We start from the raw sequence: 25397 nt of genomic DNA, 5'->3' as shown, positions 1-25397 counted from the left end.
TCTCATCGGAAAGATGCCGTTAAAAACTTAACTAAAATTTGTCATACTTTGTGAAAAAAATCACATAATATATCTTTTCCCCATGGTACGATGTGCATGTAAAGAAGAGAGACAAACCAATACGAACCTTTAGGAGGATGAGGGAGATGGCTGTAAAAAATGAAGTCGCCCCAACAAAAGAACCGACAGCAGGTCAGTATATTCAAACGTTAATTGATAAAGCGAACAAAGCACATGCAGCATTCATGTCCATGGATCAGGAGCAAATAGACCGGATTGTGCAGGCAATGGCGCTTGCGGGACTGGATAAACATATGATGCTCGCCAAAATGGCCGTGGAAGAAACCGGACGTGGTGTATATGAAGATAAAATTATTAAAAATATATTCGCAACAGAGTATGTTTATAACAGCATTAAATATGAAAAAACAGTAGGCGTTATCGAAGACAATGAATATGACAGCTTCCAGAAAATTGCGGAGCCGGTTGGTATTATCATGGGGATCACACCGGTAACCAACCCGACATCAACAACGATGTTTAAAGCACTGATTGCCATCAAAACACGTAACCCGATCATCTTTGGTTTCCACCCTTCCGCACAGAACTGTAGCCGCGAGGCCGCGAAAATTTTGCTTGAAGCTGCTGTGAAAAACGGTGCTCCAGCCGACTGTATCCAATGGATTGATGATCCATCCATGGATCGTACGAACGCATTGATGAATCACAATGATGTGGCTCTCATCTTGGCGACAGGCGGATCAGCGATGGTACGGGCAGCGTACAGCTGTGGTAAACCGGCACTGGGCGTAGGACCAGGCAACGTGCCTTGCTTTATCGAGAAAAGTGCAGATATCAACCAGGCGGTAACGGATTTGATTCTGTCGAAGTCTTTTGACAATGGTATGATCTGTGCGTCCGAACAAGCGGTCATTATTGAAGAACCCATCTTCGATCAAGTGAAAAAGAAAATGATTACGAACGGCTGTTACTTTGTGAACAAAGAAGAGGCAGCCAAATTGACAGCAGGTGCAATCAACGCAGAGAAATGTGCGGTTAACCCGACCATCGTAGGTCAGTCCGCTGTGAACATTGCCAAAATGTGCGGTATTGAAGTACCGGCAGGTACTAAAATTCTGGTAGCCGAGATTGAAGGTGTAGGCACCAAATTCCCATTGTCCGCCGAGAAACTGAGTCCGGTGCTGGCGTGTTACAAAGTTAAATCTGCAAAAGATGGTATTGAGCGTGCGGCAGAAGTGGTTGCTTTTGGTGGTATGGGTCACTCCTCTGTCATTCATTCGAACAATGAAGAAGTGATCAATCAATTTGCGGATCGCCTGCAAACCGGACGGATTATCGTGAACTCCCCTTCAACACATGGCGCAATCGGAGATATCTATAATACCAACATGCCATCGTTGACACTGGGTTGTGGATCGTACGGACGTAACTCGACATCTTCCAACGTAACTGCTGTGAACCTAATCAATGTGAAAAGGGTGGCTCGCCGTACCGTGAATATGCAATGGTTCAAAGTGCCGAACAAAGTCTACTTCGAAAAAGGGGCAACTCAATACCTTGCCAAAATGCCGGACATTACTCGCGTAGCGATTATTACAGATGCCATGATGGTCAAACTCGGATATGTGGAAAAAGTAGAGCATTATCTGCGTCAACGTCAGACACCGGTAGCGATTGAAGTCTTCTCAGAAGTTGAGCCAGATCCATCAACAACAACAGTAGACCGCGGTACAGCCATGATGGAACGCTTCCAGCCAGACTGTATTATCGCACTCGGTGGCGGGTCACCGATGGATGCTGCCAAAGCGATGTGGTTGTTCTATGAATATCCGGATACAGAGTTCAACAACCTGAAACAAAAATTCATGGATATCCGTAAACGGATTTACAAATACCCAAGACTCGGATCGAAAGCGAAATTCGTAGCCATCCCGACAACATCGGGTACAGGTTCGGAAGTCACATCGTTTGCGGTAATTACGGATAAAGAGCATGGCAACACCAAATATCCGCTCGCTGACTATGAATTGACACCAGATGTGGCGATTGTTGACCCTGAGTTCGTATACAGTTTGCCAAAAACGGCAGTAGCCGACACCGGTATGGACGTATTGACACATGCGATTGAAGCGTACGTATCCGTTATGGCGAATGACTACACAGACGGTCTGGCAATCAAAGCCATCCAACTGGTGTTCCAATACCTGGAGCAATCGTCACTGCAAGGTGACAAACTGGCACGCGAGAAAATGCATAATGCTTCCACGATTGCCGGTATGGCTTTTGCCAACGCGTTCCTGGGCATTAACCACAGCTTGGCGCATAAATGGGGCGGTCAATATCACACCGCACACGGACGCACCAATGCCATCCTATTACCACACGTTATTCGTTACAATGCGAAAAAACCGACGAAATTTGCATCGTTCCCGAAATATTCGCACTTTGTGGCAGATGAGCGGTATGCCGAAATCGCACGTATTCTCGGATTACCAGCACGCACAACCGAAGAAGGCGTGAACAGCTTGATCAAAGCCATCCGTGATCTGAACAAAAAACTGGGCATCGAGGAATCGTTCCAGGAGATCGGCTTTGACGCGAAAGACTTCGAATCGCGTGTAGACTACTTGGCAGATCGCGCCTTCGAAGACCAATGTACAACAGCGAATCCAAAACTGCCGCTGGTCACTGAACTTGCCGATGTGTACCGCAACGCTTTCTATGGCAAATTTGAATAACAAGCAACATAAATTACAACTTAGTACTTCAAGTTAAGGCAAGTGATTCAGGGGTTCTCCACATTGGGGAGCCCCGATTGCCGTATAGAGTTGCATAGCCGAAGGAAAGAGCGGAGAGATAGGAAAGGAGGTGGGAAAAAGGAAAGTGAGCAAGGGAGAAAACGGATAGATCGTTGTAGGAGGTGAGGCAAAGAGGGCAGAGAAACGAGAAACGAAGCCCTTATTTATCGGACAGGTCTTGTACAAGGTCGAAGCGGACCGTCCGTTTTTCAGGAGCATTGTGGTCTCATGCATGAATGAGGTCACACGAGAACGTACCAGTAGAGTTGTAGCAAAGTGATACCCGCGTAAGCAGTAGAAAAAGGATGGGCAGAAAAACGGAGAAGCGAAGCGTCCGTTTTTCAGGAACCTCCTACAAGACCTTGGTTGCTCCGAGCATAGCGGAGCAATGGTTCCCCAAAATGCTAGGAACAAAGGGGAGGGGGCTGTTTGCACAGAAGAGGTTCACACGATAACGGAGCGGGCAGGACAGACGGAAGAAGCGAAGCGTTCGCATTTATCACCGGATTTTCACTTTGGAAAAGTGAATCGAAAAAATCCGGAGATAACAGCGATCTGAAGTTGTTCTGCCCGCGGAGTGGTCAAGTGGGAACAACCGTGGCGCAGTGCAATAAGACAACATCCAGAGTTTGTGATAAAAATCACAGATGGTGTGACTTGCTCGACGTATACTGAAAATATAAGAAAAACATTCATTCCGCGGTTCCGGTTCCCCAGTAGAGAGAACGTGTTCCGGATCATGTGAAACAATTCACATAAATCGCGGCTTTGGACACATGATGATACGTCTATTGCAACAATATAATGTGTCCAGAAATCCAAAAAAGCGGAGGGATTACGATGTCGGTGATCGAAAAAGATGTTAAACAACAAACAGGCTGGAGAAACTTTACCAAAGGAACATGGACCAAGACGGTTAATGTGAATGATTTTCTGGAACATAACCTTTCCCCATATTATGGCGATGAGGCGTTCCTTGCAGGTGCAACCCAGAATACCAAAGAATTGTGGGATATTGTATCCGACCTGACCAAAAAAGAACGGGATAACGGTGGGGTGCTTGACGTTGATGTGAATACGCCTGCAACAATTACTTCCCACCAACCGGGATATTTGGATCAAAGCAAAGAGCAGATTGTCGGAGTTCAAACAGACGCTCCGTTCAAACGTTCCATTCAGCCATTCGGCGGAATTCGCATGATGATTGATGCTTGTGAAGCATACGGGTTCGAAATGCCACAAGGTGTCATTGATATATTTACAAATATTCGTAAAACGCATAACCAAGGTGTATTCGATGCTTACACTTCCGAGATGCGTGCAGCACGTAAAGCGGGTATTATCACAGGTTTGCCGGATGCTTACGGTCGTGGCCGGATCATCGGTGACTATCGCCGGGTAGCTTTGTACGGAGTTGACTTCCTGATTCGTAACAAAAAAGGTGAGCTCAATGCACTTGAAGTTGATGTTATTGATGAAGATGTCATTCGTTTGCGCGAAGAGTTATCCGAACAGATTCGTGCACTGCAAGAACTGAAACAACTGGGCGAGATGCATGGCTTCGATATTTCATTACCAGCAACAACGGCTAAAGAAGCATTCCAATGGTTGTACTTCGGCTACCTTGCAGCGATCAAAGAACAGAACGGTGCTGCAATGTCCCTGGGACGTGTATCTTCATTCCTGGATATCTACATTGAACGTGATTTGCAAGAAGGTATCCTGACAGAAGAACAGGCTCAAGAACTGGTTGACCACTTTGTCATGAAACTGCGGATTGTTAAATTCCTGCGCACGCCGGATTACAACGAATTGTTCAGTGGTGACCCAACATGGGTAACAGAGTCTATCGGCGGGATGTCCGTCAACGGCGAAACACGTGTAACCAAAAACAGCTTCCGTTTCCTGCACACACTGCACAACCTGGGACCTGCTCCGGAGCCGAACTTGACTGTTCTGTGGTCCACGAAGTTACCTGAAGCTTTCAAAGATTATTGCAGTAAAGTATCGATCGAAACCAGCTCCATCCAGTATGAAAATGATGATCTGATGCGTCCAATCTATGGCGATGATTATGGTATCGCCTGCTGTGTATCTGCAATGAAGATCGGTAAACAAATGCAGTTCTTCGGCGCACGTGCCAACTTGGCGAAAGCATTACTGTATGCGATCAACGGTGGACGTGACGAAAAATCGGGAGCACAGGTTGGTCCGGAGTATCCTGCCATTACAAGTGAGGTACTGGATTATAATGAAGTGATGAAACGCTTCAAACCGATGATGGAGTGGCTCGCTAAACTGTACATGAACACTCTTAACGTCATCCACTATATGCATGATAAATACAGCTACGAGCGGATTGAAATGGCGCTCCATGACCGTGACATTCTACGTACGATGGCTTGTGGTATCGCGGGACTGTCGGTAGCAGCGGACTCACTCAGTGCCATCAAATATGCCAAAGTTAAACCGATTCGCAACGAACAAGGCATTGCCGTTGATTTTGAAATTGAAGGTGAATTCCCTTGTTACGGCAACAACGATGACAGTGTAGATAGCATTGCTGTAGAGCTGGTAGAAAGCTTCATGAGCATGATTCGCAAGCACAAAGCCTATCGTAACGCAATGCCAACGCAATCTGTACTGACCATCACTTCCAACGTGGTGTACGGTAAGAAAACAGGAACAACACCAGATGGACGTAAAGCAGGCGAACCGTTTGCACCAGGGGCGAACCCAATGCATGGACGGGATAAAAAAGGTGCACTGGCATCGCTCGGTTCTGTAGCGAAACTGCCTTATGAACACAGCCTTGATGGTATTTCCAACACCTTCTCTATTGTGCCAAAAGCACTGGGTAAAGAAGATGCTACACGCAAATCCAATCTGACTGCGATGATGGATGGATATTTTGGTCAAAATGCGCATCACTTGAACGTAAACGTATTTGATCGTCAGCAACTGATTGATGCAATGGATCACCCGGAACAATATCCGCAATTAACTGTACGGGTGTCGGGTTACGCAGTTAACTTTATTAAACTGACGCGTGAGCAACAACTGGATGTTATCAACCGTACGTTCCACGGTTCGATGTAAGTTACTTTTCCAGTAGTCCAGTCAAGTATTCTGATTCAACATAAAAATGAACGCATAGCGGATGCGAAAAGAAAGGAAGAGGCAACATGGTTAACGGACATATTCATTCACTCGAAACTTTCGGGACGGTTGACGGCCCAGGTATCCGCTTCGTGCTTTTTATGCAAGGATGCCTGCTCAAATGTCAGTATTGTCACAACCCTGACACGTGGGCACTGGATGGTGGAAAAGAGATGACATTAGAGGAGGTACTGGCTGAAATACAGCCGTACCTGTCCTACTATCGTAGCTCTGGCGGTGGACTTACTATATCTGGCGGAGAACCTACCCTGCAAGCTCACTTTGTCGCAGAAATATTCAAGGAAGTCAAACGTCGCTGGGGGCTTCATACGACACTGGATAGTAACGGGTTTAATGAACCGGATCGTATTCATGATCTGCTTGACCATACCGACCTTGTATTACTCGACCTGAAACATATCGATGACGAGAAACATATCAAACTGACAGGTAAATCCAATGAACGTACGTTGAAGACAGCAAGATGGTTATCCGATCATGGTCGAAAAATGTGGATCAGACATGTATATGTGCCTGGCATTCATGATCAGGAAGAGGATTTGTTAAATCTCGGGCGTTTCATTGGTACGCTAAATGGAGTAGAGAAGTTCGAAATTCTTCCTTATCATCAAATGGGAATTTACAAATGGGAAGCACTGGGTAAAGTTTATCCGCTGGATGGCGTACCTTCTCCAACCGAAGAAGAAGTTGAACGGGCATATCGCCTGATTGAGCAAGGTCGTGCAGAAACAGCCAGCGTCATTTGTTCAGGAAAGTAAGCGGTAAGCGAACATCTATTCACAAGCAACCTTTACGAATATTATTTCGTAGAGGTTGTTTTTTTATTTTTTACTCTCAACGGTTAAAACAAATGCTTCTGCACTGGAGCTAGGTAAATCTTTAGATCAACCCATACAGCTTGTTTATTTTAACAGATAACTATTTTCATAGTTTTTCACTTCTATTAAAAGTTTACAATTCTTATTCATTATTTTTAGCAACTTTTCCCGTTTCTGAGCGTCTAATCATATGACTTTTAGAGGGGATATTAATAAAATGGGAGCAGAAGGAGCCAAAGACAAAGAATGAATTTGAAGAAGAAGTTGTCCATACTCACCGCTTTTGCTGTTTTTCAGGCCTTTGCAGTTATTCCTGCGAATGCACAAGCAGCAGATTCAAGCGAAGTTACGCCAGTGAATACCGCAAAAGTGAAATCCGTTGAGGTTGTAAAGAAAGAACAGCCAATCGCTGAGTCTGAAGTAAAATCAGGAGCAACGACTGATCCTGCTAACAATCCATCAAACAACTCACAACCTGCCAACAATGAAAGCGCCATAGAACCCAATCAGGGAACAACAGATCCTTCTGGAACAGAAGCTACACCGGTAAATCCGGCAACAGGAGAAAACGGGGAACAAGGAACAGGTGAAGAAGCAAACACACCAAACACACCAACACCTGCTGAAGTAGAGCAACCAACGACTGGTGGAACAGCTGCGACTGTGCGATCTGCCGGAGACCTGACACTTTATATGAATAGCAACAAGATGGTTCAGGATGGGAAAACGTATCTGGCTGGACAGCCAATGGCTGTAAAAAATGGTGTCTCCTATGTAGCCATTCGTGCTCTGGTTGATCGGGTAGGTTACGACGTAAAATATGATAACCAAACCAAAGAAACGATCATTCTAAGCGGTACGGACGAACTTCGTTTCAAAACAAACAGCAAAGTGTATACCGTTAACGGAGAATCCAGAACGATGAAAGGCCCCGCTTATCAAGAAAAAAACACGTTTATGATTCCATTGACGTCCATTACACAAGCGCTGAACATCACATATACCGTTAATCAGCCTGCGAAGACGGTAGTATTGAAGCTTAACACTAAACCTGTAGCTAGCTTTACGGTACAAAAGGAAATTTTTGCAGGAGATCAAGTGATCTACACGACTAAAAACAGTTCGCCGAACGGCCTTCCGATTGTGGATGAGCAGTGGACTGGACGTCAAGATTCCTTTGATCAGCCAGGCGTTTATACGGTGACTTATACGGTTCAAGATTCCAGTGGCCAGTGGAGTAACCCTTATACGCTTACGATCAAAGTGGAGCGTCCGAATCTTCCCCCAGTAGCGATGTTTACTACAGACAAGGAAGAATACAAAATGGGTGAAAAAATTTCCTACACTGATCAAAGTACAGATGATGAGGATGCGATCGTCAAAAGAGACTGGAGCAACAATGCACTCGCATTTTTCCTTCCGGGACCGAAGACGATATCACTTACGGTTACAGATCAGCACGGTCTGAGCAACACATATACGAAAGAGATTATGATCACAAGCGAGACGCTTTATAATCAGTCTGATTTCAACAAATTGTTCGTACCAGTAGGGGACAAATTTACATTCAACGGCGGAGAAGTTCCTGGCATGGAAAAAGTTCCGTTTACGTACACGGATGAACCAAGCCTGCTTATTCGTAGTAACAGCCCTGAGACCGTTAACCAGGAAGGCATTGTCTACAAGGAATCTTCCTTTGGACAGACGCGTTTCATGATTCACCATGTCAATAATACGGGCAAAAGAGTAAAAATGTATGTGATTGCAACCAATAACAATCCATACACAGCAGTATTCGACCAGCAAAATATGGGCTTTGCAGGACCGACGCCATTTGCTACCGTTGCGGGTAAATTGTCCATCGATAAATGGTTCAAATCCATGCAAACGGGGGCAGATTCGAAGAGAGTATACATCCAGCCAGGAGAAAGCAAATTGATTCTGACGGAATTGAACAATATTTCGATGAAAGAAGGGCAGGTCATCTCCCTTTATTCCGACGCTTTCAGTGATTATACTCTTGACTACAACATTGTAATGATCGAAGAAAATAAAGATCCGATGGCCGTGTTGTCCTCATTGCCAGTTCTGGACCGTGACGGCGTTCATAACCGTGGGACTTATCCAAACGCAACACGAATCATTACGTACGATCAGGAAGTTGGCACGAAGCCTTCCCGTTTGCCACTCGGGGATAATGCAAGTGACCCGAATCTCGACGGCACAGACCCGATGGCCTTCACAAGCGCTTCTAACGCTGGTAACTTCGGTGTACTGTACAAAATCACCCTGAACAATGTTGCTCCGCGTACACTGATTTCGTTTAATCCTCGCGGAGGCAAGTATTATGGTTCAGCACTTGTGAACGGACAGCTGGTACAGCTGTCGAATAACAGCCAATCTCTAAGTGCGCCGAATGAACAAAATGTGCTGTATCGCACAGGTTCTTACGGTGAGAGTGTTACCATTGTTTTCTCTGCTGCCCCTGGTAGCAACTTGCCGGTAAACATTCTGTTTACCCCACTTCCAGCTGAGAAGTAATATTCTAGTGAATCAAACCGTACGGTTTGGAGTGAAAGCTTATATTTTATATACCCGTTCACCCCAAAAGTCACCTGTATGACCTATATTCTGAACCGTCAACCGAAGGACTCCATACTTATGGGGTCCTTTGTCTTTAGTTTAAGTTTTTAGTTTAAGCAAAACGCCTATACTTGCGTGTAGGGTTCCGTTGACTCTGTTCTTCATTTCATGCATTATTAGAGGTATACAAAAAGAGCAGAAGCAACGGTTTTTGCCAAAAGATTTTGTCGCATGATGAAAATGCAAAAGGTTTGTATGACAGGAGGTGCTGTAAATCATGCTGTCGACGGAAGAGATTATATCAACTATGTCCTCACAGGGACTTCGTATAACTGATCAGCGCAAAACACTAGCACGGTTATTTGCCGAGTCTCCGGGGTATCTTACACCCAAGGACGTCTACGAATATATGGGTAAGACTTACAGCGGATTAAGCTTTGACACGGTGTACCGAAACTTGCGTGTAATGCAGGAACTGGGTGTGCTGGAGCAAGTTGTCTTTGAAGATGGCGTGAAATTCAGAGCGAGTTGCAGCGAAGGCCACCATCATCATCATATGATCTGCCTGAAGTGTCAGAAGACCTACCCGATCGTTTTTTGTCCGATGCAACTTGCCGATGCTCCCGAGCAATTTCAGGTGGTGGATCACAAGTTTGAAGTGTTTGGATACTGCAAAGATTGTGCTGAACATGCTCCAGCGAAGAAGTCATCTACACATCAGCATGCACACAGCCACGGGAAGAATTGAAGATGAAACTTTCGCGTAGAATCGTGCAAGCTCCCATCCGGGTATACCGCAATTATATCTCTCCATTAAAACCGCCGACCTGCCGATTTTATCCGACGTGTTCGGCGTATGCGATGGAAGCAATTGAAATGCATGGTGCACTCAAAGGTTCCCTTCTAGCGGCGAAACGGATTGCCAAATGTCATCCGTTTCATCCGGGCGGTGTAGATTTGGTTCCGCCTAAGGTGGAGAAAAATGTAGTGATATCCGAACCGTAACGTGCAGAAGAGCCAGATTTTCATTTTTGCTGATCAAAGTGATATAAAAGCAGATAGCTGAAGCACAGAAACTTGGCTCTATTCGGCGGTATACTTGACAACAAGGTCAGCATTTCAGTATATTTTTTGTATATGATTTTCCAGTGAAGGGATAAGTACAGACACACCCCCAGTGCAGAGAGCCGGAGAAGCTGAGAACCGGTCTGGGAGGAGGATGGAAGATGGTCCCGGAGGAACCTCTTTCGAGCGTGCAATCAGCGACTTGTCGCTATTGTCGTAAGCCTGAGGCGTGATCCAGCGTTAATGGGCGGTCGAAGGACCGGAAGAGCCTGCGTTTTGCGAAAAATGCGGGGAAATTGGGTGGTAACACGTGAGAGATACTCTCGTCCCATACAGGGCGGGAGTTTTTTTGTGTTCATTTTCGGATCAGGAAGATGGTTCCATTCGAGCGATTGGTATGTATTCGTTAGAACAATTGAAGGAGGAGAAGTCATTCATGACGGATCAAAAAACATTTTATTTAACAACGCCGATTTATTATCCAAGCGACAAGCTACATATTGGGCATGCGTACACAACGGTAGCAGGTGATGCAATGTCTCGTTACAAACGCTTGCGTGGATACGAGGTGCGTTATCTGACAGGTACCGATGAACATGGCCAGAAGATTGAGCGCAAGGCTCAGGAGAAAGGATTGTCTCCACAGGCTTTTATCGATGAGATTGTCGTAGGCATCAAGGAACTGTGGAACAAGCTGGACATCTCCAATGATGACTTCATTCGCACAACCGAGGAGCGTCACAAAACCGTCGTACAAGATATCTTTGATCGTTTGCTCAAGCAAGGCGATATCTACAAGGGTGAGTACGAAGGCTGGTACAGCATCCCGGATGAAACTTATTACACTGAAACACAGCTGGTGGATGTTGAAAAAAATGAGAAAGGCGAGATTATCTCGGCTAAAAGTCCGGATAGCGGACACCCGGTTGAACTCGTCAAAGAAGAATCTTACTTCTTCCGTATGAGTAAATATGCAGATCGTTTGTTGAAATATTACGAAGAGAATCCTGGTTTTATCCAACCGGAATCCCGCAAAAACGAGATGATCAACAACTTTATCAAGCCGGGTCTTGAGGATTTGGCGGTATCCCGTACCACATTTGAGTGGGGTGTCAAAGTTAAAGGCGATCCGAAACACGTCGTTTACGTATGGATTGACGCGTTGTCCAACTACATTACAGCACTGGGCTACGGCTCTTCGGATGCTTCATTGTACGACAAGTTCTGGCCAGCGGATGTTCATCTGGTGGGTAAAGAAATTGTTCGTTTCCATACAATTTATTGGCCAATTATGCTCATGGCGCTGGATCTGCCATTACCGAAAAAGGTATTTGCACATGGCTGGCTGTTGATGAAAGATGGCAAAATGTCCAAATCCAAAGGAAACGTAGTGGACCCGGTAACCCTGATTGATCGTTACGGCCTGGATTCGCTTCGTTACTATTTGCTGCGTGAAGTACCGTTTGGTTCCGATGGTACATTTACACCGGAAAGCTTCGTAGAGCGTGTAAACTCCGATCTGGCGAACGATCTGGGCAACCTGCTGAACCGTACCGTAGCGATGGTCGACAAATACTTTGAAGGCAAAGCTCCTACGTTTGCTTCCAATGTAACGGAATTTGATGCTTCGCTGGAAGAAGCAGGACATGCAACGGTGGAAAAAGTAGAGCAAGCGATGGAAAATTTGCAGTTTTCTGTGGCGCTTACAGCGATCAGTCAATTTGTTAGCCGTAGTAACAAATATATCGACGAAACACAACCATGGGCTCTTGCTCGTGATGAAGCAAAACGGGATGAGCTGGCATCCGTAATGTCCCATCTGATTGAAAGCTTGCGTATTGCCTCCATTCTTCTACAGCCGTTCCTGACTCGTGCGCCGCGCAAAATATGGGAACAACTGGGCATCCAAGAAGGTGAACTGACAGCTTGGGATTCAGCGAAACAATGGGGCATCGTGCCTGCTGGTAACGCATTGCACAAAGGCGAGCCGATCTTCCCGCGTTTGGATGCGGAACAGGAAATTGCTTATATCTCTGAAGCGATGACAGGTGGACAAAAAGCAGCACAGTCCGATGCAAGCCAGGCAGAAGCAGGAGCCGCTACTCCAGCTTCAGCAGAACCGGTAACAGCACCTGAAGGCAAGGAAGAGATCGGCATTGATGATTTTGCCAAAGTTGAGCTACGTGTGGCACAAGTCATCGCTTGTGAGCCTGTTAAAAAGGCAGATAAATTGCTTAAGCTGCAACTGGATCTTGGTTATGAGCAACGTCAGGTTGTATCTGGTATCGCAAAGTTTTATTCGCCAGAAGAGATGGTTGGACGTAAAGTCATCTGTGTGACCAACCTCAAACCAGTAAAACTGCGTGGAGAGCTGTCCCAAGGCATGATCCTGGCAGCTTCTCATGGGGATCAGCTGACCCTGGCAACCGTACCGGACAGTATGCCAAATGGCGCGCAAGTGAAATAAAAAGTTTTTAAGTATAAGACAAGTAACTAGGGTGTTCAATCGTACAGAGATTGTCACAAGTTTGAACCAAGGGTGGTCCGAAGTGATTCGGACCGCTTTTTTATGCTGAAAAAAGAGCTGATAACTGAAGAACAAGCATATATTGTTATGAACTCCGTACTTCGGGAAAGAATGAATAGGACATGAGCCTTGACAATTAGGAGCAGGTTACCTATAATTCTTTCAGTAATATTTACGATTAAGTGATGCGGAGTGAATTATATATGACATTTATTCAAAAGAAGAGACAGGCACGATTAGATCGATCTAGCAAACTTGGCAAACGGAGTATAATGAAGCTACTTTGGAGTGGTCTGCTCATACTTAGTTTGCTTGTATTGTCTGCATGTGGGCAAAACAACGAGAATACAGCCAAAATTGTTGAAGGCAAAGTTAATGTGGTGACCACATTTTACCCGGTATATGCGTTTACTGCAGCGATTGGCGGAGAGGATGCCAATGTTATTAACTTGCTGCCTACGGGAGTAGAGCCGCACGATTGGACACCGAAGAGCCAGGATATTGTGAATACGTCCAAGGCACAGCTTTTCTTATACAATGGTGCGGGTCTGGAAGGATGGGTGCCGAACTTTTTGAAATCACTGAACAGTGATACAAAAGTGAAATCCGTGGCTGTCAGCGAAGGTGTCAAGTTGTTAACAGCAGAAGGAGACGATGGTCACGGACATGGTGAAGAGCATGAGGATGAACATGCTGATGACCATGCAGACGAGACTGGCAATGAGGAACAAGTAGCCGACCATCATATCGATCCTCATACATGGGTTAGCCCCAAATCCGCAATGATCATGGCGGAAAATATCAAGAACAGTTTAGTAGAAGTTGATCCTACACACAAAGCTGGTTACGAGCAACGTTATAAGGAGCTTCATACCAAACTTGAAGCACTGGATCAGCGTTTCACGAATGAATTAGCATCCGTAGCAAAGAAGGAAATTGTAGTGTCACACCAAGCGTTCGGTTATCTTGCACGTGATTATGGTTTGAAGCAACATGCCATCATGGGACTGTCCCCGGATGCAGAACCAACTGGACAGGATATTGTAAAACTGGCTAAACTGGTTAAAGATGAAGGTATCAAGTACATTTTCTTTGAAGAGCTTGTATCCGACAAATTAGCCAAAACACTTGCCAGCGAAGCAGGGGTAGAAACGATGGTGTTGAACCCGGTTGAGGGTCTGACGCAGGAACAGGTGAAGAACAAAGATGATTATTTCACCTTGATGGAGAAAAATTTGCAAAATCTGCTGATCGCATTAAAATAAGAAGAATGAAGGTAAACATCCAGAAGTCTTTGCTGTTCCATCGGCGAAGACTTTTGGAATGTTAAGCACGATATTTACGTATTTTTATTTATTATGAAGGGCGGCTTTGCCATGCAGCAAATCATGCCATTATGTCATGATCCGATTATCCAGATCGAGAATTTGTCTTTTTCCTACGGGGATCAGCGCGTGATTCAAGATCTCAATTTTATGGTTCAACAACGGGACTTTGTAGGTATTATCGGTTCAAACGGAGCAGGGAAAACAACGTTGCTTCGTATGCTGGTAGGACTACTTCCTCCTGCGCAGGGGGATATCAAGTTGTTTGGAGAGTCGATTCGTAAATTCAAGGATTGGAACCGGATCGGGTACGTGCCACAAAAAAATGCATTTAATCCGTTATTCCCGGCTACCGTTCGTGAGGTCGTCATGTCCGGGCTGTATAATAACAAAAACATGTTCCGCCGCATCTCTCGTCAAGGTCAGCAACAATGCATCGATGCAATGAAGGTTATGCGAATCGAGGATATTGCAAACAAACGTATTGGACAACTGTCCGGCGGTCAGCAGCAACGTGTTTTTTTGGCCCGTGCGTTAATTAATCACCCGGATCTATTGATTCTCGATGAACCTACCGTGGGGATTGATGCAGAGTCACAAGCCAGTTTTTTTGAACTGATTACCCATATGCATGAACATCATCGGATGACGTTTCTCATGGTGTCACATGATATGGATCGCATGGAGAGTTATCTTGGCGCGGAAGCGGCGCTCACGAATGGCAAGATTCATTTCCATGTGCGTCATTCGCATGAGATCGAGGATTGTGCAGAAACCAACCTGCAGCATACTACCGCGCAGGTACGCTAGCTATGTATGTGGGCCATTAGATGATAGGCCGAAGGAGTCGTGTTAGTTTTGGAAATATTATGGAGTGATTTTTTTCAGCGTGCACTTGCAGGTGGTTTGCTTATCGGTATCACTGCTCCGCTGATTGGACTTTTTCTTGTACTGCGCAGACTTTCGATGATCGGAGACACCTTGTCACACGTAACGATCGCAGGTGTGGCGCTTGGTTTTCTGATCGAGGTATACCCGATCGGCGTTGGTCTGATTTTTGCGGTACTCGCATCGTTTGCTATTGAAAAGTTGCGTAAAGCTTACAAAAGCTATGCTGAGTTGTCCATTGCGATCATTATGTCTGGAGGCGTAGCGCTGGCTTCGCTGTTTTTTACACTGGGAAAAGGGTACAATGCGGATGTGATGAGCTATTTGTTTGGTAGCATCTACACATTGGACGTGGCGGATCTGAAGCTGGTGGGTATCGTGACGCTAATCGTTGTTATTGTAGTGGGCTTCCTACATAAAGAGTTTTTCCTGCTCAGCTTTGAGGAGGACGCAGCTGCAGTGACCGGATTGCCAGTCAAAATGCTGAATATGTTAATTACAGTGATGACAGCATTGGTAATCAGTACGGCGATCAAGATCGTGGGTGCTCTGCTTGTATCCGCCTTGTTGACCATTCCTGTCGCCGTCAGCCTGCTCATGGCTCGAAGCTTCAAATCAGCCATTATTCTGTCGGTGGTCATCGGAGAGATTGCGGTTGTGATTGGACTAGTTACAGCGGGGATCTGGAACCTGGCACCTGGAGCAACGATTGTACTGCTGCTCATTGGTATGCTGATCCTAACGATGATTGCTAAAAAAGGGTTCCGAGCCTGATCTCTGACTACTACACTTATCGTTTGAAAACAAGTACTTAAGAGCAAGTGAGCCCCAGGAAGGGAGACATTGCTTCATGCCTGATGTTAATGTATGGCTGGCTTTTGTTGCTGGCCTCGCTTCTTTTATATCACCGTGTTGTCTTCCGCTATATCCTTCGTATCTCTCATACATCACGGGAATGACTGTACAACAGTTAAAAGAGGATCGGAATCAGCGAGAGGTGCGCTTGAAGACGTTAACGCATACACTGGCGTTTATTCTCGGATTCTCTGCAGTATTTTATTCGCTGGGTCTGGGTGCTGGATTATTTGGACAATTTTTTAATGATAACCGGGATTTGATTCGTCAATTGTCCGCGATTTTAATTATGTTGATGGGACTGTTTTTGTTAGGTATCTTCAAGCCGCAATTTTTAATGAAGGAACGAAAACTGGATATGAAATGGAAGCCGGCGGGGTATTTAGGTTCCTTTGTTTTTGGGATTGGTTTTTCGGCAGGCTGGTCGCCTTGCATCGGACCGATTCTGACGGCGATTATCGCCATGGCAGCGAGCGAACCTTCAACTTGGCTGACACTGATTACAGGTTATACGGTAGGCTTTGCTTTACCCTTTTTTGTTCTAGCGTTCTTTATAGGTTCGACACGCTGGATTTTGCGTTATTCAAACCTCATGATGAAGATTGGCGGAGCTTTAATGCTCTTAATGGGTATTTTGCTATTCACGGATCAGATGACCCAAATAACAATCTGGCTGCAGCAAATTACACCCGATTGGATGATCAACTTAACATGAAGCATTTTTCTTCTTCAGCAGAATAAATAATTGAAAGCAGGCTGCAGGAACCAGAACTTCTCTGGAACATGCAACCTGCTTTTTGATCTGATGATATACGAGTTGAATTAGGTAAAATAGTCAATGTTGGCTAAAGGAAAGTGTTCGAAAATGCGTTCTGTAATGAATTCGCGCAGGGCATCTTGCTGGTCATCTTTATACACATATTTGTACTGACCCCAGCGACCCCATTTCATTTTCCGTTTCTCAATATCCATCTCCAGCTTGGTTTTTGGATATCTTTTCTCAATGGTTGCTTTAGCCGTTTTGGTGAAACGGTGCTGAATCATTTCAAATGTCAGTTCTTTGGTAGCCTCTTCAGGCAAGGTATCTGCCAGCTTTTGCAGTAGCTCAGCATAACCTTCTTGCCAGCCATCGTACCAAATAATCGGAGCAATAATGAAACCGAGTGGATATCCGGCATGGGCTATTTTGCCTGCAGCTTCAATTCGCTCTTCAAAGCGGGAAGTTGCGGGTTCAAAGTTTTTGATAACATAATCCGAGTTCACGCTGAACCGGATACGCGTATGGCCATTATGCTTGATGTTAAGTAGCGGATCGACGTGATGATATTTGGTCACAAAGCGTAAACGCCCGTATTCTTCATCAGCCATAAAACGAATAAGGTCGCTCAGGTTTTCCGTGATATGTTCCAGACCGACGGGGTCGGAGGTACAGGCTGCTTCGAAACGGGTAATTTCGGGTTTGCGTTCCTCGATGTAACCTTTGGCAGCTTCAATGATTTCTTCCGTGTTTACGTACACGCGAACGTATGGTTTTGCACCTAATGTGGTTTGAAGATAACAATAATGGCAATGCCCCATACAACCTGTCGAGATAGGGATCGCATACTCTGCTGATGGTTTGGACTGGTCAAATTTCAAGGTTTTACGTACCCCTACAACCAGAGTTCGCTTGGCCATCCGGTATTTTTCTTGCTCTGTCTCACCGGGGAGGTTGGTGATTCGATTGTGTGAAGTGGTCATCTGATAAGGAATTTTTTGGGAGGTTACCCATTCCATAATCCGTTTTCCTTTTTCATATTCAAGCGCACCTGGTTCAAAATACACCAAATCGGGAATAAAGGGTTTAGTACCCTTTACTTTTCTAACAGGGGGCTGGGCCACGCTTGTGCTCACAGAATCACTCCTTTCAATACGAAACTGGACTTAGTTTGCCTCAAATGAAGAGAAGTCACGCCTGCCAATCCTTGTGTAAGGCGGATCGGAATCGGGTAGGACTTGCCAATGCGCATTGATAACATGTATCATTAGAAGATAGGGACCAGGTACGTAGAACCGGTCAGAGAGAAGAGAGGGAAGCAGATGCCAACGCCCAGTATGGAAGATTATTTGGAGCGTATATACAAATTGATTGATGAAAAGGGCTATGCTCGTGTGTCTGATATAGCTGAAGGACTAGAAGTACATCCTTCATCCGTGACGAAGATGATCCAAAAGCTAGACAAAGACGAGTACCTGATCTATGAGAAGTACCGCGGGCTGGTACTAACGCCAAAAGGGAAAAAAATGGGCAAACGGTTGATGGAGCGCCATCATCTGCTTGAGCAGTTTCTAACGACGATCGGTGTTCAGGAAGAGAACATATATAACGACGTAGAAGGTATTGAACATCACTTAAGCTGGGACTCCATTACATGTATTGAGTCTCTCGTGGAATATTTCCGTCAGGATGAGAGCCGTCTGCAAGACCTAAAAAACATTCAGGAAATCATGAGTAACACGGACTCTTGAGCCTTGAATTCATAAGTTGATAAATAAAGGATGCTTCTTGCCAATGGAATGGCGAGGAGCATTTTTAATTTCAATATTTTAATTCCAACCAACATTTGGTCAATTGCGCAACTAAACCCGTCTGCCAAGCGTCTATTAAACTAGTAGAATTTACCGCAAATTTAATGATGTTGGAGGATTGTATTGATGAAATTGCGTAAAGGATTGTTGCTACTGCTCATTTTTGTTCTTGGATTACAGTCAGTCGGTATGACCGCTCAGGCAGCAAGTTCAAAACAGATTACTATTTTTCTGGATGGTCAGCGTCTGGAATCAGATGTGTCACCCTATATCATGCCCAAGGTGAACGTAACGATGGTGCCGTTACGGGTCATCAGTGAAGGACTGGGGGCTTCTGTGTTATGGTCCCAGGCAACCCGGACGGTGACGATTCAGAAATCGGATTCAACGATTACGATGACGAGTGGACGTCAGCAAGCGACAGTGGACAATGCCGTGGTTGATCTGGATGCTTCCGTGCAACTCAAACAAGGTCGCGTGATGGTTCCAATTCGTTTTGTAAGTGAAAATTTGGGGATTCAAGTGAACTGGAATCAGGCGGCTCAAACCATTGATCTGTACACCGGGGCAGAACCAACGCCAACACCGGAACCAACTCCTGCAGAACCGGGAGGAAGTGTAACCCCACCAGCAACGAATGAGATGCGCGGAGCCTGGATATCTACAGTTAATGGGGACTGGCCATCTTCTGGCGCGAAAGGCAATGTAGATAAACAGAAGCAGGAGTACACAAGTCAACTGGATCAGTTAAAAGACATGGGGATCAATGCTGTATTTGTACAAGTTAGAGCAAATGCAGACGCCATTTATCCATCCAGTCTGGTGCCTTGGAATAGTGTTCTGACAGGAACCCAGGGGAAAGATCCAGGTTATGACCCACTGGCTTTTATGATTGAGGAAGCGCACAAACGCGGGCTTGAATTTCATGCCTGGTTCAATCCGTTTCGGGCAACGAACTCAGCAACAACAGCCAATCTGGCGACTAACCATGTATCCAAGCTACATCCGGACTGGATTGTAAATGCATCGGGTAAACTATATATTAACCCAGGTGTTCCAGAAGCACGGCAGCATATTATGGATACCATTATGGAAGTGGTGAATAACTATAACGTGGATGGAGTGCATCTGGACGATTACTTCTATCCTTCCAATGTGACCTTTAATGATGATGTTGCTTACAAAATGTATAACACGTCAGGTTCAACAGACCGTGCAGCATGGCGCCGTGACAACATTAATCAGTTTGTACAGCAACTTGGACAACGTATTCATCAAGCAAAAGCTAATGTAGAGTATGGGATCAGTCCATTTGGTGTATGGCGTAACAAAGTAAATGATCTGACTGGCTCAGATACCAAAGCAGGCGTAACTGCTTATGACAGCATGAATGCAGATGTTCGGACATGGATCAAACAAGGGTGGATCGACTACGTTGCACCACAGGTATACTGGAGCTTGACGCTAAGTGCAGCAAGATACGATAAGGTCGTAGATTGGTGGGTTAATGAGGTAGCCAATACCAATGTAAAATTGTACATTGGCCATTCTCCTTATAAACTTGGAACGCCAGAGATTGGGTGGCAGACATCACAAGAAATCATTGATCAATTGACATATAATCAGAAGTATCCATCTATTGGCGGAGACATTTATTTCAGTTCCCAATATCTTACGAAAAACCCGCTCGGTTTGATTGAACGACTGAAAGCTTACTATGGATTGTAGGGTCTAGTCTAACGTTAATTTTTCTTTGTTAATGATCACGGATTCTTCAACTCATAGTTATATGACCAACCCCTGTTCTCATACAGTGGCAGTAGAAGTATGGCTGCCTGGAGAACGGGGGTTTTTTGTTGTGTTAATTAATGGCGTTTTTGAAGGTGGAGGCGTAAAAGGAGCTTCCCTTGCAGGAGCTGTACAGGGAGCACAGGACTGCGGAGTGCAATTCAACCGAGTTGCTGGCACGTCATCCGGTTCGATTGTTGCTGCCCTACTGGCTGCGGGTTACCGGGCCGAGGAGATGAAAGAAATCATTGAGAGTACGCCGTTTGCTTCGCTTCTGCAACGGTCGCCTATATTTAATACACGCTGGATTGGTCCAGCAACAAGGTTGTTTTTGAAAAAAGGTTTATATTCAGGTGAAGCACTGGAGTCATGGATACGCAAAATGCTGGCGCAAAAAGGAATCCGAACCTTCGCTGATTTGCCACCTGGAAAGTTGCTCATTACCGCATCGGATATTTCTAACGGAAACATTCTCGTCTTGCCCGACGATATTCGGCGCTTTGGGATTGAACCTTCGAAGCTTGAGGTTGCTAAAGCTGTACGTATGAGTTGTAGCATTCCGTATTTTTTCGATCCTGTCATTATTCGGAAATCACCGATGATGTCCAAGGGGCTACCTTTCCAAGATCAGTTTGTGTATGTCGTGGACGGAGGGCTACTGAGTAACTTCCCACTGTGGTTGTTCGATGGAGAACGCTCTGAATCAGGGGGAGAGATCATTCCAGTAGTCGGTTTTAAAATGGTAGGTAAGACAGAAGTAGAACCTGCACGAATTAAAGGGCCTTTGACCATGTTGCAAGCGCTTGTCGAGACCATGTTAACAGCTCACGATGAGCGTTACATTGAGCAGATTAACCGATTCCGTACGGTCAAAATTCCTACACTTGGTATTAAACCGACACAATTTAATCTCTCCGTTCAAGACAGTACGAACTTATATCGTTCAGGTGTGGCCTCTGGTCTGGAGTTTTTCACCACATGGAATACGAAGATGTACAACGAGCAATTGGAAAAGCAGCGAAAAGAAATGCGGAAGAAACAGGCGGGTTCGCCACCGCTGGTTCCCATATAGAAACGTGAAAAAAGCAATTCTCCGGATGATGGAGAATTGCTTTTTGGGTTTTATTTTACTGTGAGAAGAAAACAGAGACATCACAAGATTGACAAATCAGTGATATTTGGGAACGTCCTCTTCGTTGCTTTTGCCTTTCTGGCCCTGAATGACCTGAAAAGGATAGTCCTTGCGTTTCTTGGACGAACTGCTCTTTCTTGCATTGACATTATTTTGTGCGTTCACTTTAGCCATCGTTTTTGCCGAAGGTTTGATCTTTGGTGTTTTGGCTTTTCGTGACCAACGGGCAGGCGGGAATTTGTACAGCAGGAACACAACTCCGAACACGATCAGAGGGATGAGAATACTGGACAACGAAGCTCTAGTCATAAAACTGATAACCCCAAGAGCAGCCAGTACAATGAATGCCCAAAATACAATAGCCTGCTTATTCATTTCATTCACCCTTTCACAGGATCAAGTGTTGCTACAGGAACTTCCGTTGCGGTCGAAACGTTGGCAAGTTTGGCGTCCAGTTCAAGCATGCGATTGAAAGACGCAATGGATACTTCCACTTGAGCGTTCGTAGGTTCTTTGGTCGTAAGCAATTGCAACCACAGGCCAGGGTATCCCAGATAACGTAACACAGGAATATCACGAAGCGAATTCGTAATCTTGAGTAGCTCGAACGAAATACCTAGTACGACTGGCAACAAGAGCAAACGCTGTCCCATCCGTTCCCATAAATTATCGTATGTGAATACGGAGTATAAGAAAATACCGATGATGACAGTCAACATGATAAAGCTACTACCACAGCGGTAATGTAGCCTGCTGTACTTCTGAACATTTTCCGGTGTAAGTTCTTCGCCAGCTTCGTATGCGCTTATGACTTTGTGCTCTGCCCCGTGGTATTGAAACAGGCGTTTAATCATTGGTGTCTGTGAGATTAGCCACAGATAAGCGAGTAACAGGATCAGTTTGATGACACCTTCCAATACATTATGCAGAAATTGATTGTCGAATACATTTTTAAATAAGAAGTCCTCGATCACGACAGGAAGCAGCGTCAGTACAATTTTGCCGAAAAGGAAGGAAAGTATGGCTACCGCAGTCACACCGATTATCATGCTAAGGCTCCAGCCAGTTCCTTGTTTCTCTTGTTGTTTGGCTTTTTCTTCAGGTTCTAGCTCATCATCAGCATAAGCGTCAGCAGAGTAATTAAGATGTTTGCTACCTTTGACACTTGAATCTATAATGCTGACAATTCCGCGTAATAAAGGAATCCGCCGCAATTTCATGACCCAGGTCTTGTCTTGCTTGGGAACTTCCAGATACGTAATTTCGCCGTCTTTTCTACGAACGGCCGTAACATTGACGTGTTTACCGCCAAACATTACGCCCTCGATGACAGCTTGCCCCCCGTAGCTGACAGGCTTGGATTGTTGAGGCAAATTATTCACCTTCCTATTCTGTTCTAAGCCTTTACAATCAAAGGCAGTTTAATATCCTTATTGTATCGAATTTTGAGAGCAATTTCTAGTTTACGAGAGAAAAGGCAAGTGCTGCTGTTAAGATTGTCCTGTTTTGAACATACTACGCCCTAGAACTGTGAGAAAATATCTAGCACGCCTGCGAGATCATCTTGCGAAGAAGGGGACGTTTTATGATGACAGATCATACTCATGAGGACGTATTAACGAATCATAATCACGAAGGTAAAACGGATCAGCGCACAAATCGGCAACGACCGCGAGAACGTGACGAAAACGTGACGAAAAGGCGCTCCGTGCCAAGGCAGGGAGATGCGCACTATTTCACAAATCCGTTTTCCTTTGCGCTGGAACTGGGGTTCTTTGCCGGGCTAATCTGGGGAGGAATCCACTGGCTATTTCATTTTCTGCATTTTACCGTTGTACCCGTGGGTTTTCTGGCGGAGCCTTTTTTCAAGCATAAATATATTTATACGCCGGCAGGTCACTTGACAGGTTGGTTGTGTTTTATCGTGTTTTCCATCTTTGCGTCACTGTTATATACCTTTACCATCCGCAAATTAAAAGGGCCGTTTCCCGGTATGGTGTATGGGATCGTCTGGTGGGTGATCCTCTTTATCCTGCTTGGGCCTAAACTCGGAATGATGAAACCGTTAAATCAATTGACATGGGATTCGATTTTCACGGAAATTTGTTTCTTCCTTCTTTGGGGGCTGTTCATAGGTTACACCGTAGCGATGGAGTACACCGACGAAAGGAAACGGGAGCCAGAGCACGCAGGAGCCTAGACGCAAAAAAGCTTCTCAATCCGGTAACGGCTGTGTTAAAATAGCAGATGGTTATTTGCAGAGAGGGTGGAGCAGCGATGAAACGAATTATTGTGATCAATGGCCCGAACCTGAACATGCTTGGTGTTCGTGAACCAGGTATCTATGGAACGCTTAGTCTGAAGGATATTGAAGACAAAATTCGCAGACAGGCTGAAGAATTGGGCGTCTCCATCGCTTTTTATCAATCCAACCATGAAGGAGACATTATTGACCGCATTCATGCCGCAATGGGTGAGGCAGACGGGATCATGCTGAATGCCGGGGCTTTTACTCATTACAGTTATGCGATACGGGATGCAATCAATGCCGTGAAAGTTCCTACCGTGGAGGTTCATCTATCCAACATTCATGCACGCGAAGCGTTCAGACATCATTCAGTGCTAGCAGCAGAAACGATCGGGCAGATTGCCGGATTTGGCGAAGTAAGCTATGAACTGGGATTGCTGGCTCTCGTGCGTCATCTGGACAAACAAACCTGAGCCGGGAACCCGGGAATGTGAGAGAAAGAAGGGTTACCGATGGAAAACAAACGAGTACACAAGTTACGTGAGGCCATGGCCGAGCGTGAACTCAAAGCAATGCTGATTACGAATCCGATTAACCGCCGTTATATGACGGGATTTACGGGTTCGGCAGGATATGTGCTTATTACTGAACAGGAAGCTTATTTGCTTACTGATTTCCGTTATATGGCACAGGCATCCACGCAAGCGCAAGGCTTCAACGTGGTGGAGCACGGTGTAAAACCGATGGATTCTGTACGTGATTTGCTGGTTGCAGCGAACATCAACGAAGTTGGCTTCGAACAGGATTCGGTTACATTTGGTACGCACGCTTCTTATGCGGAATCGTTGCAATCGGTTAAACTTACAGCAGTATCCGGCATTGTTGAGCAGCTTCGGATGTTCAAGGATGCTGACGAAATTGCAGTGATGCAGCGTGCTGCAGATTTGGCAGATGCCACATTCAGCCACGTTTTGCAATTTGCGAAACCGGGTATGACTGAACGTGAAGTGGATCTTGAAATGGAGTTCTTCATGCGTAAGCATGGGGCGACCAGCTCCTCCTTTGACACCATTGTCGCTTCAGGCGAACGTTCTGCTATGCCTCACGGTGTTGCAAGTAGCAAAGTAATTGGACAGGACGAACTGATTACGTTTGACTTTGGTGCGTTGCTGGACGGATACTGTTCAGATCTGACACGTACGATTGCAACAGGTAATCCTGTAAGTGAACTGCGCAAGATTTACGACATCGTACTGGAAGCACAATTACATACGCTGGAGAACCTGAAACCAGGTATGACCGGACGGGAAGCGGATGCACTTGCTCGGGATATCATTGCAGGCTATGGATATGGAGAACAGTTTGGACACAGCACGGGCCATGGTCTGGGTATGGAGGTTCATGAAGCTCCGCGTCTGTCCAAGCTTAGCGATGATGTGTTGAAACCGGGAATGGTGGTTACAGTTGAGCCGGGAATTTATATTGATGGACTTGGCGGCGTACGAATTGAGGATGACGTTGTGATTACCGAGTCAGGTATTCATATTCTTACGAAATCGGACAAAAAGTTCACCGTTATTGGCTAACATACCCAAACACTT

At 45.4% G+C, this 25397-nt stretch carries 20 protein-coding genes; 17 read left to right on the top strand and 3 right to left on the bottom strand.

Going from position 1 to position 25397, the window contains the following annotated elements; all coding sequences use genetic code 11:
• The first annotated feature begins 146 nt into the window (after positions 1-146).
• From adhE to MHI38_RS05920, 11 genes are all read left to right on the top strand, one after another.
• The gene (gene adhE, locus MHI38_RS05970) at positions 147-2759 is read left to right on the top strand and encodes a bifunctional acetaldehyde-CoA/alcohol dehydrogenase (protein ID WP_154888415.1); all 2613 of its coding nucleotides are present in this window, start codon (positions 147-149) and stop codon (positions 2757-2759) included.
• 900 nt (positions 2760-3659) lie between these two features.
• Positions 3660-5918, top strand: a complete 2259-nt coding sequence (pflB, locus tag MHI38_RS05965; RefSeq protein ID WP_090922577.1) for a formate C-acetyltransferase — start codon at positions 3660-3662, stop codon at positions 5916-5918.
• An 86-nt stretch (positions 5919-6004) separates the two neighbouring features.
• A complete protein-coding gene (gene pflA, locus MHI38_RS05960) occupies positions 6005-6757 on the top strand; it encodes a pyruvate formate-lyase-activating protein (RefSeq protein ID WP_090922575.1) in 753 nt (250 codons plus the stop codon).
• A 306-nt stretch (positions 6758-7063) separates the two neighbouring features.
• A complete protein-coding gene (locus MHI38_RS05955; RefSeq protein WP_341181035.1) occupies positions 7064-9358 on the top strand; it encodes a stalk domain-containing protein in 2295 nt (764 codons plus the stop codon).
• Positions 9359-9677: 319 nt separating this feature from the next.
• Positions 9678-10148 carry a Fur family transcriptional regulator gene (locus MHI38_RS05950; RefSeq protein ID WP_341181034.1) on the top strand — a complete coding sequence of 157 codons (471 nt, stop codon included), beginning with the start codon at positions 9678-9680 and terminating at the stop codon, positions 10146-10148.
• A 2-nt stretch (positions 10149-10150) separates the two neighbouring features.
• Positions 10151-10405, top strand: coding sequence for a membrane protein insertion efficiency factor YidD (yidD, locus tag MHI38_RS05945; RefSeq protein ID WP_341181033.1), 255 nt, complete (start codon positions 10151-10153; stop codon positions 10403-10405).
• Between the two features lie 457 nt (positions 10406-10862).
• Positions 10863-12932, top strand: a complete 2070-nt coding sequence (gene metG, locus MHI38_RS05940; RefSeq protein WP_090922717.1) for a methionine--tRNA ligase — start codon at positions 10863-10865, stop codon at positions 12930-12932.
• Between the two features lie 332 nt (positions 12933-13264).
• On the top strand, positions 13265-14257 hold the full coding sequence (locus tag MHI38_RS05935; RefSeq protein ID WP_341181905.1) for a metal ABC transporter solute-binding protein, Zn/Mn family: 993 nt from the start codon (positions 13265-13267) through the stop codon (positions 14255-14257).
• Between the two features lie 111 nt (positions 14258-14368).
• Positions 14369-15127: a metal ABC transporter ATP-binding protein gene (locus MHI38_RS05930; RefSeq protein ID WP_090922564.1), complete on the top strand. Its 759-nt coding sequence runs from the start codon at positions 14369-14371 to the stop codon at positions 15125-15127.
• Between the two features lie 48 nt (positions 15128-15175).
• On the top strand, positions 15176-15979 hold the full coding sequence (locus MHI38_RS05925) for a metal ABC transporter permease (protein ID WP_090922562.1): 804 nt from the start codon (positions 15176-15178) through the stop codon (positions 15977-15979).
• A 76-nt stretch (positions 15980-16055) separates the two neighbouring features.
• Positions 16056-16775, top strand: a complete 720-nt coding sequence (locus tag MHI38_RS05920; protein ID WP_090922559.1) for a cytochrome c biogenesis CcdA family protein — start codon at positions 16056-16058, stop codon at positions 16773-16775.
• Between the two features lie 107 nt (positions 16776-16882).
• Here the strand turns inward: MHI38_RS05920 and splB are convergent, their stop codons facing one another.
• Positions 16883-17953 (bottom strand): spore photoproduct lyase, encoded by a 1071-nt coding sequence (gene splB, locus MHI38_RS05915; protein WP_154888424.1) that lies wholly within the window; start codon positions 17951-17953, stop codon positions 16883-16885.
• 186 nt (positions 17954-18139) lie between these two features.
• On the opposite strand from splB, the gene mntR reads away from it, so the two are divergent.
• The 3 genes from mntR to MHI38_RS05900 all read left to right on the top strand — a co-directional run bounded on the left by mntR (position 18140) and on the right by MHI38_RS05900 (position 21488).
• Positions 18140-18568, top strand: a complete 429-nt coding sequence (mntR, locus tag MHI38_RS05910; protein WP_090922556.1) for a transcriptional regulator MntR — start codon at positions 18140-18142, stop codon at positions 18566-18568.
• A 186-nt stretch (positions 18569-18754) separates the two neighbouring features.
• On the top strand, positions 18755-20356 hold the full coding sequence (locus tag MHI38_RS05905) for a family 10 glycosylhydrolase (RefSeq protein ID WP_154888426.1): 1602 nt from the start codon (positions 18755-18757) through the stop codon (positions 20354-20356).
• 130 nt (positions 20357-20486) lie between these two features.
• Positions 20487-21488 carry a patatin-like phospholipase family protein gene (locus tag MHI38_RS05900; RefSeq protein WP_154888682.1) on the top strand — a complete coding sequence of 334 codons (1002 nt, stop codon included), beginning with the start codon at positions 20487-20489 and terminating at the stop codon, positions 21486-21488.
• A 96-nt stretch (positions 21489-21584) separates the two neighbouring features.
• On the opposite strand, the gene MHI38_RS05895 is transcribed toward MHI38_RS05900, so the two are convergent.
• Entirely contained in the window at positions 21585-21923 is a 339-nt protein-coding gene (locus MHI38_RS05895) for a hypothetical protein (RefSeq protein WP_154888428.1), read from the bottom strand.
• A gap of 5 nt (positions 21924-21928) precedes the next feature.
• Positions 21929-22921 carry a DUF1385 domain-containing protein gene (locus tag MHI38_RS05890; protein WP_090922548.1) on the bottom strand — a complete coding sequence of 331 codons (993 nt, stop codon included), beginning with the start codon at positions 22919-22921 and terminating at the stop codon, positions 21929-21931.
• Between the two features lie 215 nt (positions 22922-23136).
• Here MHI38_RS05890 and MHI38_RS05885 point away from each other — a divergent pair, with 215 nt between their 5' ends.
• From MHI38_RS05885 to MHI38_RS05875, 3 genes are all read left to right on the top strand, one after another.
• Complete coding sequence (locus MHI38_RS05885) at positions 23137-23748, top strand: YqhR family membrane protein (protein ID WP_154888684.1); 612 nt, start codon at positions 23137-23139, stop codon at positions 23746-23748.
• Positions 23749-23825: 77 nt separating this feature from the next.
• Positions 23826-24269 (top strand): type II 3-dehydroquinate dehydratase, encoded by a 444-nt coding sequence (gene aroQ, locus MHI38_RS05880; protein ID WP_090922544.1) that lies wholly within the window; start codon positions 23826-23828, stop codon positions 24267-24269.
• Between the two features lie 39 nt (positions 24270-24308).
• Complete coding sequence (locus MHI38_RS05875) at positions 24309-25382, top strand: M24 family metallopeptidase (protein ID WP_154888433.1); 1074 nt, start codon at positions 24309-24311, stop codon at positions 25380-25382.
• Positions 25383-25397: the final 15 nt, after the last annotated feature.

This window comes from Paenibacillus sp. FSL K6-1558 (assembly GCF_038002565.1).
GTDB classification, from domain to species: Bacteria; Bacillota; Bacilli; order Paenibacillales; family Paenibacillaceae; genus Paenibacillus; species Paenibacillus polysaccharolyticus.
The sequence above is the reverse complement of the archived record's forward strand: the minus strand, read 5'-3'. Positions and strand labels throughout refer to the sequence as shown.